Consider the following 16252-nt stretch of genomic DNA (forward strand, 5'->3'; position numbering starts at 1 on the left):
TTTACGTTTTCGATCCATTGGACTTCAGACCCATATTCCACTGACAATGCATTCTTCCCAATCTGCGGTAGCGATGCATAGTACTTCTTCCATCCAGGACAGTATTTGATATGCCAGCGCCAGATTCGTCCCAAGAGTGATCGTGGATTGGCGTCGTATCTCGCTCGGAACCGACACTTTGCGCAGTTTTCTGCCATTGTGCTTACTCCACTGATATCACGATCCGCTTGTTATCCTTGTGATCCTCAATCTCCGCAATCACTCCCCTGACCTCTGGATCACCTGACAGCCTGACAATCTCCTCCAGGTTAATGCCCTGATCCTGCATGGCTATAAGCGCCTTCCTGGGGATCAGCTTGGTCGCTATCTTGAGTACAGTACCAGGAATCTTGACCGTCGTTTCTGGTTCAGATTCATCAAGCTTATATTCCCTAACTATAAGTGTTGCCATAGATAATCCTCTTGATAATCATACACTGCTCAACTGGTTAGCCCAACAATATAAAACCACTGTTGAGGTTGAACTTGGGTGAATATTCTAACTTAGAAGCAAAAATGCTGTGAAAAACTCAATGTTTCCGTCGCAAAAACTCAGTTTTTATGCTCACCAAAAATTTATTCATGGGGAGGTAAGAGTCGCGCGCGATGTCAAAACATGATGTCAAAATAAAAGTCATCACGATTGTAAAATCAATCAGGATTTTAACAGATTGAACGTCATTTTTCCTGGAAACGCAAGCGATTCCAGCGTGTTAAATCGCCAACTTCTGTAAGACCCCACTGCTCACCCCGTAGCCCATGGCCTTCAGTATCTGGGCCTGGGCGTCGCTTGGTTCCTCAAGCTTGCGGGTCGCTTTTCGTGCCCCGGCATTCCAACAAAGACATGAATGGAGTGCGCGCATCTGCTGCATTGTTGTGGCAGCTGAGAGCTTCAGCCCAGCCTTGGCCAAACGTAATTCCAAGAGACGCAGATAGGAGAGAGCAACAATGCAGCACAGGATGTGGTAACGGATCTTGCTGTCCGTCCAGTGCCGCATGGGTCTCATGTTGACCAAGTCATGGTCCTTGGTTTGGCGAAAGCTTTGCTCCACCATGTACCTGTCCCGGCTGGCCCTGACAATCTCATCAGTGCTCCAATCTATTCTGTCCGTGATCAGCACATTCTTTCCGAACCTGTCAATATGTCGCGCGATTCGATAATAGTTTTTGCGAAAGCTCATGACCAAGCCTCCACTTTTCACGGTGAAACTCAGATCGTAAAGGCTGTCTGGAAGATACAGATCCCGGCAAATGTTTCGGTAGCGCTCCCTGATCGTGTCTTCGTTGCGCCACTGGGCAGACTTGGAACGAACCTTTGATCGGATTTCGTATAAAACCGATTGGAGTGTTCGCATTTTCTTTTCAAATTTATACCGTTGCTTGGAGGCGGTCAGGGGGGGGTAGGTCACGATCACCGTGCGCGTCTGCCCCCAATATTCCCCGGTGCTCCGCCAAGCAGTCAATTGATCGTCCTCTCTGCCGAGCTCACGAAGTCGCCGATTTTTTTCGGTATCCACAACGATAAACTTTTCCCTGTCGACATGGATAAGCTCCTCGGCAAAGTACGTGGAGTAGCTGGTCACGAAATGCACGCCGTCCATGGCGTCAATGACTGCCATGCCGTCTTCGGAATTCATGCCCTTGTCCAAGACCACAGTCACGTCTTGCCGACCATATTTTCGCATGGCATCCAAAACGTCTTCCAGAACGCACTGAAACACCTTGGAATCATGGCAGTTGCCCTCGTATTCGCGATAGAAAAACGGCAGGCCGGTATCCCTGGCCACCAGCAAGGCAAGTCCTACCTGGCGAAGCCAGTAGCGGCCCTCTTTGCTTTTACCCGTCTGAGCCAGGTCAGATTCGGTATTGCCGGCCAAGTACATGTAGTAGTTGGTGGTGTCGAAAAAAAAGTAATCGGACCGGGATATCTCAAATTGTGCCACCTTTGCGAAAAAAAATCTTTGCGATAGACTCAATTTGTTTTTGACTTACCCGATCCCATTTTTTCCAAAAAATCTCGGATGCCAAGCGTTGATGTCCACCGGCCTGACCTGTTGGACGGCAGTTTTGCCGTACCAATCCGTCAAAGCTCTTTTGGGCTGAGCGTCAACCATCCTGTTGAGGACTGCATACAGGAAGTACTCGCCAACAGATGGCCCGGCCTCGTTCTTTCCTTTGGGGACGACCTCGTCCACGATCTGAGCAATCCCAACATCCTGATCGATCAAATTGGCCAACCACAGTGCGCCATATTCCTGAACCTGAATTCTCTCCAACGCAGATTCGGCCTCTGTTGCCAAGGCCATGATTCTCTCCGGGGAACCAAGATAGACTTGGTTGGTAACTTTCGGCTTGCCGTCGATCCGTGCCATCTCCCGGACATAGTAGTAGGGCCTGCCCTTTTTCATCTTCTTGTGTAGGTGAGGCATGCTGGAGGCATGCCAGTAGAGTCTTGCATAAATGTGCAGGCTAACATGCCGAAATTGCTAAGAAAAGTGTTGAGTTTGGCCTGATGCGGTTAAAGTCCTGTCTGAAAAGAGGACAAACTACTAATGCTCCCGTCCGGAACAGCTCCAGGCAGGTCAGGGCACACAAAAGGCGGTCATTCGCCCTGGCTGTCCGTGACCACGGGGATTCTGGCGCGGACCGGGATGTTCTCCGAGTGCAGGCCTGGCGTCTGGCCGTGCAGGTCGAACTCCAGGTTCACTTCCGGGCGGAAGATCAGGCAATGGGGGGAGCCTCCGAAGTGGAACATCCCGAGTTGGTCGCCCTTTTGGACGTACTGACCTTCGTACACCGTGATCTCGTTGGAGGAGACCTCGGCCATGGCCACGAACAAGAGGGCCATCAGGCCGATGTCCGGGTTGTCCGCTTCGATGAAGATCAGCGCCCTGGCGGCAACCTGGGTGATGTAGCCCTGGGATTCATTGGGACCGGCCGGCTCAAAGCCCTGGGCAAGCGATTCGGCGTAATAGGAACCGTCGATCAGCCGGGGCGAGCACGTTCTACCTTGTTTCCGGATGAAAACTACCTTGCCTCGATCTCAAACACATCCCCCGGAGCTCCCGCCAGGAAGACGAAGGTTCCTTCCGGAGCGAAGAACTCCCCGTTGTCCACGACGCTGTCGTAGAGCAGTTCCGCGTCGTTCGCGGGCGCGACCGCAACAACCCGCCCCATCTCCGGCCGTGTGAAGGAGAGGATCATCTCCTGCTCGACCTTCCTCCACTCGTTCTCTCCGTCAGGGCCGATCACAACTCCGTTCTTTCCATTGACGAGCGCCCCCGCCTCGCTTGCCTGCGAGAAGACGAACATCCCGCTCCGCACGCGAATTTTGCCGTCCTTCCGGAAAAGCCGCAGCGAGAGCTGATCGCGAAAACCCGTCGCGGCCATGCTTGCGAAGTCGGGCCCCTCGACCTTCTGTATCCCGAAGCCGTAAACATATCCGGGCAGTTCGTCGCTGACGGACGACCAGCTCATCAGCATTCCGCTCATGATTTGCGCACTGGGGGTGACGTTATGCATCATCCAGAGCACGCCGTTCATATCGATGGAAAGCTGTTTTGGAGCCTCGACTTCCTCCAGCCTCTGGAAAACAGGGGTGTTCATGCCGAAGCCGGGAATCTTCCGCGCGATCAGGTAGACGTCCTTTCCTTCGGAGATGAAGTAATACGAACTTCCCTTCTCAAGGTCGTGGAAAAGACCCTCGTTGTGGACCAGCTTTAAGGGAGGCGGCGTCTCCTCACCATCTGGAGCCGCGGGGAGCACGTGGTGAATATTCAGGGCGTACTTTTCCCTGTCGAAGAGGAAGCGCACGGCCCTGGTTCCGTCGGTGTACATTCCCTCGAAGGCGAGGAGTTCCGAGGGAATCGGCCGCGGCTCGACACTCTTTTTCAGAGGCGACTTTTCCGGGACGGGCAGCCCCTTCTCCTTCATCAGCGCGTCCAAAATGGCGCGCGAGATCTCCGGGGCGTTCGTTTTGCCGGAGATGCTCACGGCCACGACAAGCCGCTCCGCCGGGACGACCTGGAAGTTGGTGGAATAAAACATCGTTCCCCCGCTTTTCCCAAGCACCTGCACTCCCTTGTCCCGGTAATCCGGAATCCATGCGTAGTCCCACCCGAAGGCGTCCAGCAGCGCGGCTCCGCGGAGATGCTCCGTGAAGAGGGTCGGCTGGCTCTTCAGAACCTCCTCCAAGGAGGGCTCGCTCAGGATGTGCTTCCCCCCCGCGGTAAAGCTGTCCGCGAAACGACACAAATCCTTCGCGGTGGAGGAGAGCCCTCCAGCCGCATGCACCCGGACTATCTCCAGAGGGTACTTCCTGCCGGCCGGAATGTCATAGTAGAATGCGACGTTGCCGAGGGTCTCGCCGACACTGGCCGCGCTGTCCTTCATCCCGAGGGGCTCGAAGATGCGCTCCGCGACGAAATCGATGAACTTCATCCCCGAAAGCCTTTCCACGATCATCTCCGCGAGGGTGAAGCCGTCGTTGCAGTAAATACCCATGGCCCCGGGAGCGTGCTTCAGGTCGGACTCTTGCAAAACCTCCAGCAGCAGGGCATGCGGCTCGATCATGGGCTCGTACTCAAAGACGAAGGTCGAGCCCGGAAGCCCTGACGAGTGGTTGAAGAGCATGCGCACCGTGATATCCCGGTAGCGCTCGTCGCGCATGACGAACTCGGGGAGGTGCTTCACCACGGGGTCGTCGAGCGCAAGCTTTCCGTCGTCGGCGAGCAGCAAAATGGCGACCGCGGCGAACATCTTGCTGGTGGAGCCGATGTTGAAGCGGGTATCGGCCTTCACGGGGCGGCTGGTCGCCCGCTTTGCTGCGCCGAACTCCTCGGAATAGACGATCTTTCCCCCATCCATGACGGCCACGGTCGCGGAGCTTCCTCCTCCGGACGTGATCGTCTTCCACAGAATTTCCCGGGCCGTACGCATTGTTTCGGAGTACGCGTCGGACTCCGCCGCCGCGCCTTGCGGCGCAAACAGCAGACAGAAAATGAAAACAAAAGCGGCAAATCTTTTCATCCGCTTCATGACGTTTCTCCTTGTTGGTGCAATAGTGTTGATGATTGCTTGATTTGCCACGATCCATGCCAAGCATAAGAAAATATGCTTTATTTCAGAATGTCGCCAAAAACCGCCAAGAAGCAAAGGCTGTGCGGTTGCACCAGTTTGGTTGGCGCTACCGACATTATGAGAGAAAGATAGATCATTGCTCCAACCCGCGGGCAGCCGCCTTGACGCGGCTGCCCGCCGTCAGGAAGTGATCACGAAGCCAAGAAATGACGCCCGGCTCTCACGCTCCGTGGAAGTGGTACTTCTTCTCGATGCCCATGATTAGTTCAAAGAACTGCTCGTCGGTCAGGTTTTCCATGCCCAGTTCCTTGGCAAACCGGATGGTCAGGTCGTCCAGCATCCGTTCCAGGCTTGCCACGGCCTCGTCGGTCAGGTTCTGGATCAGCTTCCGGGCCGCGTCCATGTCTTGACGCCACAGCGCCAGGTATTGATCTTCCATGGCGGCCTGTTTCGCCGCGAGGTCCGCCTCGAACCGCGCGATGGCCTCATGGGCCGCTGGAGCCAGACGCGGATAGTCCTGCAGGACCAGGGCCTGCATCTTGCGGGAGCGCCAGAACATGGAATGATCGTCGATTTGTCCGGTGGCGCCCTGGTAGGCCGCGGGCAGGACGGTCAGGCCCTTGTAGAAGGGCATGTACACGGCCAGGTCGGGCATGCCCAGGGCGATATGGTTGATGACCGCGATGTCGCCGGGCAGGTCGGGCCGGGTCTGGGTGATGTGGGAGAGGGAGGCGCGCATCACGCTGATGGGCCGGTAGGGTTCCTTGGGATTCTGGTGCATGTACGGATCATGCGGGGTGCCCTGGTACCGGTTGCGCAGGCCCGCGGCCACGTCCTGGACGGTCAGTTTGCGGTCCGGCTGGACGAAAACCGGATACAGCCCGTCCATGCGGTCGTACTCGATACCGGAGAAGAGCTTGAGCAACTCGCGGACCCGGGGGTAGTTGTAGGTGTGATCGTGTTCACCGTCGCTGATGCAGCAGGCGAAGAAATTGAACGCTTCGTCGGCCGGATCGTACAGCTTGTGTTCCACCAGAAAGTCCACGAAACCGGCGGAGGTCATCACGTTCATGGGATCATTGAAATCCACGTCCTGGAAGCGTCCCTGGTTCGCGGAAACAAAGTAGCTGTCCGCGGGGAGGCGCTGGGCCACCCAGTGATGCCCCGAGGCCGTTTCCAGATACCAGATCTCGTTGCGGTCGCTCAGGGCCACGCCAAAGCCCTCGTCGCTGACGCCGGCGGTCTCGATGACATGTCCCAGCAGGCGAATGCCCTCCCTGGCCGACGTGGCATAGGGCAGGACCACCGAGGTGATGGAGTCCTCGGTCAGGCCGGTGCCTTGCACGTAAGGGTCGACGGCCAGGATGGCCTCGCTGTTGAAGATGGTCTCCGTGGCCGAAATGGCCACGCCGTAGTCGTTGATCCCGGTTTCCTCGAAGGACAAAAGCTTCTGGCCTTCGGACTGCCATTTGGGAAAGGCCACGTACCCCAGGGCGTTGGGCGGCAGGTCCCAGGTGAAGGCGTTGTCGTTGGCCTGAAAGGTCAGGGCTTCCTTGCGCGGTTCGTGGCGGACGATGTTCTGGGCGTCGGATGCGCCGACATTGTCTTCATTGCGGGCGATGATCAGCGAGCCGTCCGCCGTGGCCTCGTGGCCCACCAGGATGGTCGTGCATGCGTTGGCCGGGACGGACGGCGCGAAGATAAAAGCAAAAATGGAGAGCGCAAAAAGCACCGCGATACCTGGAACGATGTTGCGGTGAGTACGGGGGATGGTTGTCATGGGGTTCGTCTCCTCTTGGACGGGTTCGGGGTGGGTATGTTCAGATTTTCTTGACGCCATGATCCTGACCTTCACTTCACGCCCAATGTTTCCGCGAAAACTCCCGGACCTGGGCCGCTGAATCCAGGTTCAGGGCCTGGGCCGCCAGTTCCCGGCAGCGGGCCATGTTCAGGGTGCGGACGAGGGCTTTGACCGCGGGGATCGAGGCCGCGCCGACGCTGAGTTCGGTTACGCCCAGGCCGATGAGGATGGGCACGGCTTCGGGGTCGCCGGCCAGACCGCCGCAGACGCCGCACCACTTGCCGTGGGCCGTCGCGGCCTGGGCCGCCTTGTGGATCAGGGCCAGTACGGCCGGGTCCAGGCCGTCGCAGTGCGCCGCCAGCCGGGGATGGCCGCGGTCCATGGCCAGGGTGTACTGGGTCAGGTCGTTGGTGCCCACGGAGAAGAAATCCGCCTCCTTGGCGAACTGCTCGGCCAGCAGGGCCGCGGAAGGGGTTTCGACCATGATGCCCACGGGGATGGACAGGGGTGTGTCTTGGCCCTCCAGGGCCTCGCGTTCTTCCTCGAACAGGGCCTTGGCCTCGCGAAACTCCGCCAGTCGGGAGACCATCGGGAACATGATCAGGGCCCGGGCTGCGTCTTGGCCCGCACCCTGATCTTGATCCTGAATTTGGGCTTGAACCTGCAAAGCGGCCCGGATCACGGCCCGCAGTTGGACGCGGAGCACCTCGGGACGGTCCAGGCCGATGCGGATGCCCCGCTCGCCCAGGAAGGGGTTTTCCTCGGGGGCGATGGGCAGATAGGAGAGGGGCTTGTCCCCGCCCACGTCCATGGTCCGGATGACCACCGGCCTCCTGCCGCCCACGGCGCCAAGGATCGCGGCGTAGATCTCGGTCTGCTCATCCTCTGAAGGAGCCTGGTCCCTGTTCATGAACACGAACTCCGTGCGCATCAGGCCCACACCCTCGCCGCCCATGGCCGCGCACTTTTTGGCGTCCTCCAGGCCGCCGATGTTCCCGGCCACCTCCACGCGCACTCCGTCCGCGGTGATTGCGGGGTCGTCCTTGGCCGCCAGGTCGCGGCGGCGTTTCTCCTCGACCTGGGCCATGTTCGCCCGCAGTTCCGCCATTTCCCGGTCCGAAGGATTGAGGCGCAGGACGCCCCTGGTCCCGTCCAGGATGGCCGGAGTGTCCTCGGGCAGGTCCATAAGACGCGGGTCAACCCCGGCCAGGGCCGGCAGGCCCATGGACCGGGCCAGGATGGCGACGTGGGACGTGGCCCCGCCGGTGACGCTGCACAGGCCGACCACCGGGTTTTGGTCCAGTTCGGCCAAGTCGGCCAGATCCGACGGCGTTAGGTCCCGGGCCGCGAGGATGGTGTCCGGAGGGTAGGCGACCTTGGTGGTGACCGCGCCCGTGAGGAAGCGCAGCACGCGCTGTCCCACGTCGTGCAGGTCATGGGCGCGCTGGGCCAGCAGTTCGTTGTCCAGGGCGGCCAACTGCTCGGCCTGGGCGGTGTAGGCCCGGCACCAGGCAAAGGCCGCGCTCTTGCCCTGGGCGATCAGGGCCTCGGCCTGGTCCAGAATCTCCGGATCATCCAGCAATTCCTTGTGGGCCGCGAAAATGTCCGCTTGGGGCGACGTGCCAAGCTTGCCAGGCTTGTCGGGCTTGCCAGTCTTATCGGGTTGGGCGGATTTTTGGCGCATGGCCTCGATCTCGTCCATGGCCAGGGTCGCGGCCCGGCGCAGATCAGCGCGCTCGGCGTCCGGCTCCCGGCCTGTTTCCCGGATATCGAAAACCTGGTCCTGCTTGCGGCGAATCCGGCCCACGGCCAGCCCCGGTGAGGCCGGGACGCCGGTGATCAGGTTCGGGTCGTCCGGTACCGTCGGCGGAATTTGAGCTTTGCCGCGTGGGACGGGGGCCGTGCCTGTGGTCGGGCCTGTGGTAGGTTGGGGTTTGGCAGCTACGCCCGCTTCCCCCAGCCCGGAAGCCAGGGCCTGGACCAGGGCGGGCAAGGCCTTTGCCGCGTCCGGGCCGACGGCTTCCACGGTCACGACGTCGCCCTGCTTCGTGGCCAGGTTCATCAGGGCCACCACGCTGCGGGCATTGGCCTTTTTTCCGTGCAGGACCAGGCGCACGTCGGCCTGGAATCCCTTGGCCAGGTTGGCCAGCACCGCGGCCGGCCGGGCGTGCAGGCCGCTGGGGTTGATGATGGCCACGGGCTCGGAGACCAGGACGTCCGCCTCGGCCTGGGGCGTTGCCTCGCTCGCGTCGGGAGTTGCGGTCTGGGCCGCGAAGCTGATCCGCAGGGCCACGTCCCGCCCGGCCACGACCTGGCCCTGTGCCGGGCTGAAAAGTGCTCCATCCCCGGCATTGTCCACGACCATCTGGGTCAGCAGACTGGGCGCGTTCCGGGAGATGAAGTCCGGATCAAAGACGATCAAGGGCGCTCCGGCCTGGACCACGTCGTCCTGCCTGACCCGGGGGGTGAAGCCCTGGCCGCGCAGTTTGACCGTGTCCAGGCCGATGTGCAGCAAAACCTCCAGGCCGTTTTCGGCCTGGATGGTCAGGGCGTGGTTGCCGGCATGGAGGTTGACCACCCGCCCGGCGCAGGGGGCCAGCAGCGTGGAGCTTTCCGGCTGGATGGAAATGCCGTCGCCGACCATTTTTTGGGCAAAGACCTGATCCGGAACCTCTTCCAGGGGGACCAGCCGTCCGGAAAGCGGCGCGAGCAGGACCAGGGGCTCGTGCCGAAGATCTGCCTGGGGCGTTGATACCTCGGGATCCGCCGCGCCTTGTCCGGACATGCTTGGCCCGGACATTTCTGGCCCTGACTCCGCGCCGAGCAGAAACTGCTCCATGGCGGTTTTCAGGTTTTCGGAGCGGGGTCCGAAAATGGCCTGCATGTTCCGGCCCACCACCATGACCCCGGTCGCGCCCAGGGCCTTGAGCCGGGCCTGGTCAGCCCGGGCGGGGTCCGCCACCTCCACCCGCAGCCGGGTGATGCAGGCGTCCAGGCTGACGATGTTCTCCCGCCCGCCAAAGGCCGAAACCAGGTTTCGCGGAAGTTCCCGGGCCAAGTCGCCGGTCGGGCTCCCGGCCTGGCCCTGGTCGTCGATCTCGGCGTCGGCTGCAACGTCTTCCCGGCCCGGCGTCTTCAGATCCCAGGCCCGGATCAGCACCCGGAAGGTTCCATAGTAGATCAGGCCCACCAGGGGGCCGAAGACCAGCACCAGCCAGGGCTTGGTGTCCAGGGCGAAAAACAGGGCAAAATCGATGAAGCCCTGGGAAAAGGTGAAGCCCAGTTTCGCGCCCAGCAGGCTGAACAGGAGCTGGCAGCCCGCGGCGAACACCGCGTGGATGGCGTAGAGCACCGGGGCCACGAACATGAAGGAAAATTCAATGGGCTCGGTGATGCCCGTGAGGAAGGAGGTCAGGGCCGCGGAGAGCATGATTCCGCCGGTGCGCACCCGGTTTTCCGGCCTGGCCGTGTGCCAGATGGCAATGGCCGCGGCGGGCAGGCCGAACATTTTGAACAGATAAGCCCCGCCCAGGATTCCGGCGGTGGGGTCCCCGGCGAAAAATCGGTTGATGTCCCCCCGGACCAGCACCCCGTCCGCGGTGGTAAAGGACCCGATCTCGAAGAAAAAGGGCACGTTCCAGATGTGGTGCAGGCCGAAGGGGATCAGCAGCCGCTCCACGAAGCCGTAGATGGTCACGGCCAGGGTCGGGTTGCCGTAGGCCGCGTACTGCGAAAACCGCTCAATCCCGGTCCCGGCAAAGGGCCAGATCAGGCTGAGCACGAAGCCCAGAGCAATGGCCGCGAAGGCCGTGACAATGGGCACGGAACGCTTGCCCGCGAAAAAGCCCAGATACTGGGGCAGCTCGACGCGGTAGAAGCGGTTGAACATTTTCGCGGCCACGGCCCCGGCCAGAATCCCGCCCAGAACTCCGGTATCCATGGCGTTGATGCCCATGATGCCCTTGGTGACAATGGTCAGATCCAGGGTCTGGGTCACGAAGTCCCATTGCTGATAAATCTTGGCCAGCACGCCCAGGGTGGCCAGCATGACCACGTACCCCACCACCGCGGCCAAGGCGGCCACGCCGTCGTTCTTGGTCAATCCCAGGGCCACGCCGATAGCGAAAATCAAGGGCAGACTGCCGAAAATCGCCGAACCGGCCGCGGCCATCAGCAGGGAGAGCTGCACCGGCATCCAGGAAAACTGGGCGCTGCCCACGCCCAGCAGGATGCCGGCAATGGGCAGCACGGCCACGGGAAGCATCAGGGCCTTGCCGATTTTCTGCAACGTGGCGAAGGAATTGGTCAAGGTGGACATGACGGGGATGCTCCTTGTCGCGAGGTTTTGGGTGGCCTTTTATACCAATTTTACTTCGGTAATGCGTTATTCGCTTGAAAAAAATGCAGTTACCGGGGTCGGCGTCGGTATCGGGGTCGAATTATGGTTATAGGCGAACAAACAGTATCGATCCCGATACCGATACCGATACCGAAAGAGAATTTTTGAATTAGAAATGGTATTAGGGGCAGCAGCATGGCCCTTGACTGACGCCATATCACCCGGAAAGCATGCTTGCCAACGACCGGGTGAGTCGATCCGCGGCGCGAAGCGCCGGGCGGACTGGTGTTGCGAGCAAGGCATTGTTCTTCCAGCGGGAAACCTTGTACAGCGTGGCGAAGTCCATGGCCGGAGCCGCGGCGTACTGGCCGCTGATCAGTTCTCCGCCTCGGCGGACATTATCCAGCATGAAGGCCGGAAGCCGGAGATGATAGGGGTTGCGGCCGGCCTGACTCGCATGGCTGGCCGCCGCGGCCACCAGAAGGGCCGTGTCTTCCGGGCTGGATTCGACCATCAGGTTCGGCGCCGGATTCGTGCTCCAATACTCCGTCTCGAAGATCAGACCGCCGAAGGCTTCGCCATTGGCGGCCATGACCTGAAGAGCGTCCTTCACCAGCCAATGCGTCCCAAGATGCGTGGAATGCCAGTCCCCGGCATGGGGCAGGAAAATGCAGGCCGGACGGTGTTCCTGAAGGATACCCCGTACGCATTGGACCATGCCGGCCCAGTGCGCGGGATTGTCGTGACGCGCGGTGAGGTTCACCGAGCTGAACCCTTCCGGTCGGGTGTGAATCAGGCCGAACCCGAGCAGGGCGCAAGAGCGCTCCGCTTCCAGCCGCCGGACGGCGCGTTCTTCCACCCTGCTGCCCAGGGTCACGGCCACGTTGACCACGTTCAGGCCTGCTTCCCTGGCCAGACGCAGCGGTAGGCCGCCGACCAGGGCTTCATCGTCGGGGTGCGGAGAAAACAGGAGCACATCGGCGCGCTCCGGCTCGATTTCCGGCGGTCGGCACTCAGTATCCAACGGCGTATCCGAAGGTGTTTCCGGCGGTGTATCCGACGGTGTATCTTGCGGTGTATCTTGCGGTGTATCCGATGGTGTAATCAGTGCGGCCTCGCGCACGGCATCCCGGAGCGAGCGGACAAAGGGCAGATAGGCGGAAGCAATCACGGCTGTCCGGCTCGCCTATTTCCAACGCAGCAGATGGTCCGCGATGTTTTCCGCCCGGGCCCCGAACACCACCTGGGCCGTGTTCGCCGACGGCCTGATCACGCCCTTGGCCCCCAGGCTTTTGAGGGCCGCGTCGTCCATCAGGGCCCCGTCGCGTACTTCCAGGCGCAGCCGGGTGATGCAGGCGTCGATGGACACCAGGTTGTCCAGGCCGCCGCAGGCCTGGGCCACCTGGCGGGCCAGAAGCTCATGAGGATGCTCCCGAGGATGTTCCTGAAGACGCTCTTGAGGACGCTCCTGAAGGTTCGCCTCCAAAGCCCGGCCCGACCCGGCGGCCTCGGTCGGGGTGACCACCGGGCCGGTTTCACGTTCTCCTCCGGCGGAGTCCTCGCGGCCCGGGGTCTTCAGGTCAAAGCGCAGGATCAAAAACCGGAACAAGAGGTAATAGACCGCCAGGAAGACCAGCCCTTGGAGAATGAGCATGTACCAGCGCACGGCCAGGGGGTTGCGGCTGGAAAGGATCAGGTCGATCAGACCGGCGCTGAACCCGAAGCCGGCGATCCACTGCATGGACGCGGCCAGGTACAGGGAGATGCCGGTGAGCAGGGCATGGATCAGGAACAGCCAGGGTGCCAGGAACAGAAAGGCGAACTCCACAGGCTCGGTGACCCCGGTCAAAAACGTCGCGAATCCGGCGGCCAACATGATCGACGCGGTCCGGGCGCGGTTTTCGGGCCGGGAGGTGTGGACAAAGGCCAGGGCCGCGCCCACCAGCCCGAACATCATGATCGGAAAGAACCCGGCCTGATACATGCCGGTGACGCCGGGAATCCCTACACCTTCACCAATGGATCTGGCCCCGCCCAGAAAGTTGGGGATGTCGTTGATCCCGGCCACGTCGAACCAGAACACCGAGTTCAGCGCATGGTGCAGCCCGGTGGGGATCAAGAGGCGGTTGAAAAAGCCGTACGCCCCGGCGCCCGGCGCTCCCAGCTCGGAAATGGTCTTCCCGAATCCCACCAGCCCCTCGTACAGAATGGGCCAAAGAACATAGAGCACCGCGGAGACGCCGATCATCGCCAAAGAGGTCAGAATGGGCACCAGGCGGCGACCGCTGAAAAAGGCCAAAGACTTGTGCAGTTCCACGGTGCTGAACCGGTTGTAGAGCCCGGCGCTGATGACCCCGGAGAGGATGCCGATGAACTGGTTGTTGATCTTGCCGAAGGCCGGGGACACGTCAGCCAAGGGGATGTCCAGGATCTGGGCAATGGTTTCCGGGGCGCAAAGCCTGGTCACCACCAGAAAACCCACCAGCCCGGCCAGGGCCGCGGAGCCGTGCTTGTCCCTGGACATCCCGAAGGCCACGCCGATGGCGAACAGCAGCGGCATGTTATCCAGAAGCACGCCCCCGGTATGAATCAGAAACGCGGCCAGGGCATTGTTGGCCCCCCATCCCGTGGGGTCAATCCAGTACCCCACCCCCAACAGGATGGCCGCCGCCGGAAGCACGGCCACCGGTATCATCAACGAGGCCCCGATTTTTTGTAAAAACGGCAATGGATTCATGTCGTTCCTTGTGGTGGATATGATGGCAAATCCATCAAATGCAACATCTATCTATTTATATGAATTTGTTGATATTTTGCTTTCTTTAGACCATCCACTCCTCAGTCGCGTATTCCGCCCGGGCCTCGTGGGCTTCGTAGGGTCGAACAGCAGCGCGCTCCGGACAGCTAGTTGAAATAAACAGGCTGTCCATTTCCCAATGCGCCGGATTATTATGGAATGGAGTGCCGTATTCGCGAGTTTTCTCAGTCATCACCCTGGCGCAGAGCCTGCCACGGACTCGATCCGGGGCGGGGTCCAGGTGTTTTTGTGTGGTTCACTTGCCCGGAGTGTTTGAGCAGTTACGTTTTGCCGATTAAAGCGTACGTGGCTGAAACTTGACGCACTATCTTGGTTTCGGGAATGATGACATCCGCGAAAAAAGGCATCTCAAGAAAGTGCCATCCCCCTAAGCGTTTCAACCAGGAAGAGGTTTCCCCGTGAATGTTCTTTTTCTTCAGGCCATGGAAGTGATCAGGACAAGTACGTTTCCGTTCCACTCCTTCGATTCCGTCAACACGATATTGGAAAATCTGGATAGGTTCGTCAAATCTCCCGACATGGACAAGGAGGCGGCAACGGCCATGGTGGATGTCTGCATTAACCTCCTGCTCAATTCCATCAGCAATAAATACACCTTCTTGCAGATCAATGAATTTATCATGCGTCTGAACGCGTTGAAGGATGAGCTGAACGGCATGCCCAGGGACGCGGGCATGCCGGGTCCGAATAATGCAAACGGGTCGGAATTGGAGTGAAGTCTTTCGCCGCGGCTTTATTGAAGATTTGGCTCGGGGCAGACAGGATGCCTGCCCCGCCATGAAAAGGGCTGACCGGAGTTCATGAGCCGTTGCGACAAGGAAAAGGGAATCATGCTGTTTCCTTAAGGAAAGGCGTGCCGGAATGCGAAACAGCCTCCTTCCTCTTCCCCCCTATTCCGCGATTTCGGTGCGGCGCATCACCAGCCAGGCCAGCAGGAAGGCGAGCAGGGAGCATCCAATCAGCAGCAGGCTGGACGCGTACACGGGCCGGTGGAGATCCTCGAGCACGCTGAAATAGCTGGCCAGGAAAACGACGCTCATGGCGATGAACAGGATCACCCCGGTGGTGCGGCGGATGAAAACGTATTTGGAATCGTAACTGGACTTGAGGATGATGGCGAAGAGCATGACGTTGAAGAGCGTGACCAGGAAGGCCAGGTAGTCCATGCCGCTGCTCTGGCTCCAGCGTTGCACTTTCCAGGTTTCCTCGGTGTAGATCTTCCTGACCCCCTCGATATGGGCCTCGGCGTTGAACTCCGGCTCCCCGCCCCGGGTGAAGAGCTGGAGGATGATCACGTCGCCGGGGTTCAGCAAGGTCGGGGCAATGGTCAGAGCCTTGGGCGAAAGCGTGGTCTCGATGTTCATGTCCGTCGGGAGGAGCTGATAGTGCACCTGGATGATGGTCGGCTCGTTGGTCACCTCGATTGCCAGGGGCGCATCGTAGTCCCGGCCGCGGATGGGGATGTTGCCCGTGTTCCGGATGACCAGGGTGGTCAGATAGGGATCTTCCGCAGGCTGCCCGTCCACCAGCAGCCCGATGGTCGGCTGGGGATGGATGTCCATGGCCTCCACGGGGGTTTTGTCCACCTTCTTGATCTGCAAGCCCTTGCCCGGCAGATTGGTTGCGGTGATCATGTTCGCCAAGGCCACGGCAATGACGATCAGGGCCGCGACGACCAGCATGGGCCAGTTCTTTTCCAGGAATTCATTCATGATGAACCTCGCTTCCGGCCCATGGCCGGGAAAGTTGATTTCCGCGCCCTTGCCACAAGGATGCTTCCTCAGCTTCTGACCTTGACCTTGGTCTGACTCGGCGCGGCCGGCTGGCCCACGGCGTTTCTGTTGTTATGGGTCGTGGCATCGTTCAGCCGCACCGAGGGGCTGCCCTGGATCTTCACCTTCAGGCTCGAGGCGACGAAGGCCACCTGGCCCTTGAACGTGCCGGAAACCACCCCCCCGGGCGTGCCGGGCTCGTCTCCGCTGCTGGGCATGCATTTGGATTTCTTGGTCAGGGCCGGCATGCCCGCGATGAAGACCTTGGTGGCCGCCGGGTTGCCTTGGGCCGTCATGCCGATGTTCGGATAGGGAACGGTCACCAGCCCGTTCGGGGCCGGGGTCTTGCAGACGTCCAGACTGGAGATGATCTGCGTGTTCTTGGTGGTCAGGGCAAACATGTC

Annotated in this window: 12 protein-coding genes; 1 reads left to right on the forward strand and 11 read right to left on the reverse strand. The window is 60.3% G+C overall.

What is annotated here, in order from left to right; all coding sequences use genetic code 11:
* Positions 1-202 precede the first annotated feature (202 nt).
* From C6366_RS10695 to nagE, 9 genes are all read right to left on the reverse strand, one after another.
* Entirely contained in the window at positions 203-451 is a 249-nt protein-coding gene (locus tag C6366_RS10695; RefSeq protein ID WP_107737809.1) for a hypothetical protein, read from the reverse strand.
* Positions 452-752: 301 nt separating this feature from the next.
* Positions 753-2015, reverse strand: a complete 1263-nt coding sequence (locus tag C6366_RS10700; RefSeq protein WP_304481810.1) for an IS1634 family transposase — start codon at positions 2013-2015, stop codon at positions 753-755.
* A gap of 12 nt (positions 2016-2027) precedes the next feature.
* Positions 2028-2345 carry a hypothetical protein gene (locus tag C6366_RS20045; RefSeq protein WP_199221485.1) on the reverse strand — a complete coding sequence of 106 codons (318 nt, stop codon included), beginning with the start codon at positions 2343-2345 and terminating at the stop codon, positions 2028-2030.
* A 296-nt stretch (positions 2346-2641) separates the two neighbouring features.
* Positions 2642-3061: a phosphatidylserine decarboxylase gene (locus tag C6366_RS10705; RefSeq protein WP_306460426.1), complete on the reverse strand. Its 420-nt coding sequence runs from the start codon at positions 3059-3061 to the stop codon at positions 2642-2644.
* Positions 3062-3066: 5 nt separating this feature from the next.
* Positions 3067-5076, reverse strand: coding sequence for a serine hydrolase (locus tag C6366_RS10710; protein WP_107737811.1), 2010 nt, complete (start codon positions 5074-5076; stop codon positions 3067-3069).
* Between the two features lie 262 nt (positions 5077-5338).
* Positions 5339-6898: a C69 family dipeptidase gene (locus C6366_RS10715; protein ID WP_158269738.1), complete on the reverse strand. Its 1560-nt coding sequence runs from the start codon at positions 6896-6898 to the stop codon at positions 5339-5341.
* A gap of 76 nt (positions 6899-6974) precedes the next feature.
* Positions 6975-11237, reverse strand: a complete 4263-nt coding sequence (gene ptsG / locus C6366_RS10720; protein ID WP_107737815.1) for a PTS glucose transporter subunit IIBC — start codon at positions 11235-11237, stop codon at positions 6975-6977.
* 238 nt (positions 11238-11475) lie between these two features.
* The gene (locus C6366_RS10725; protein ID WP_107737817.1) at positions 11476-12429 is read right to left on the reverse strand and encodes a PIG-L deacetylase family protein; all 954 of its coding nucleotides are present in this window, start codon (positions 12427-12429) and stop codon (positions 11476-11478) included.
* A 15-nt stretch (positions 12430-12444) separates the two neighbouring features.
* Positions 12445-13995, reverse strand: coding sequence for an N-acetylglucosamine-specific PTS transporter subunit IIBC (gene nagE, locus C6366_RS10730; RefSeq protein ID WP_107737819.1), 1551 nt, complete (start codon positions 13993-13995; stop codon positions 12445-12447).
* 479 nt (positions 13996-14474) lie between these two features.
* Between nagE and C6366_RS10735 the strand changes: the two genes are divergently transcribed.
* Entirely contained in the window at positions 14475-14792 is a 318-nt protein-coding gene (locus tag C6366_RS10735) for a hypothetical protein (protein ID WP_107737820.1), read from the forward strand.
* 174 nt (positions 14793-14966) lie between these two features.
* Here the strand turns inward: C6366_RS10735 and C6366_RS10740 are convergent, their stop codons facing one another.
* Both C6366_RS10740 and C6366_RS10745 read right to left on the reverse strand, forming a co-directional pair.
* The gene (locus C6366_RS10740; RefSeq protein ID WP_107737822.1) at positions 14967-15788 is read right to left on the reverse strand and encodes a hypothetical protein; all 822 of its coding nucleotides are present in this window, start codon (positions 15786-15788) and stop codon (positions 14967-14969) included.
* 68 nt (positions 15789-15856) lie between these two features.
* Positions 15857-16249 (reverse strand): DUF4150 domain-containing protein, encoded by a 393-nt coding sequence (locus C6366_RS10745; RefSeq protein ID WP_107737824.1) that lies wholly within the window; start codon positions 16247-16249, stop codon positions 15857-15859.
* Positions 16250-16252: the final 3 nt, after the last annotated feature.

The organism is Desulfonatronum sp. SC1 (assembly GCF_003046795.1).
In the GTDB taxonomy this organism is placed as follows: domain Bacteria; phylum Desulfobacterota; class Desulfovibrionia; order Desulfovibrionales; family Desulfonatronaceae; genus Desulfonatronum.

Bases quoted from the DNA above. Each gene is read 5' to 3' on its own strand.
- C6366_RS10695 (WP_107737809.1), bottom strand. From the start codon at position 451: ATGGCAACACTTATAGTTAGGGAATATAAGCTTGATGAATCTGAACCA.
- C6366_RS20045 (WP_199221485.1), bottom strand. From the start codon at position 2,345: ATGGCCTTGGCAACAGAGGCCGAATCTGCGTTGGAGAGAATTCAGGTT.
- C6366_RS10710 (WP_107737811.1), bottom strand. From the start codon at position 5,076: ATGAAGCGGATGAAAAGATTTGCCGCTTTTGTTTTCATTTTCTGTCTG.
- C6366_RS10715 (WP_158269738.1), bottom strand. From the start codon at position 6,898: ATGACAACCATCCCCCGTACTCACCGCAACATCGTTCCAGGTATCGCG.
- ptsG (WP_107737815.1), bottom strand. From the start codon at position 11,237: ATGTCCACCTTGACCAATTCCTTCGCCACGTTGCAGAAAATCGGCAAG.
- nagE (WP_107737819.1), bottom strand. From the start codon at position 13,995: ATGAATCCATTGCCGTTTTTACAAAAAATCGGGGCCTCGTTGATGATA.
- C6366_RS10740 (WP_107737822.1), bottom strand. From the start codon at position 15,788: ATGAATGAATTCCTGGAAAAGAACTGGCCCATGCTGGTCGTCGCGGCC.
- C6366_RS10745 (WP_107737824.1), bottom strand. From the start codon at position 16,249: ATGTTTGCCCTGACCACCAAGAACACGCAGATCATCTCCAGTCTGGAC.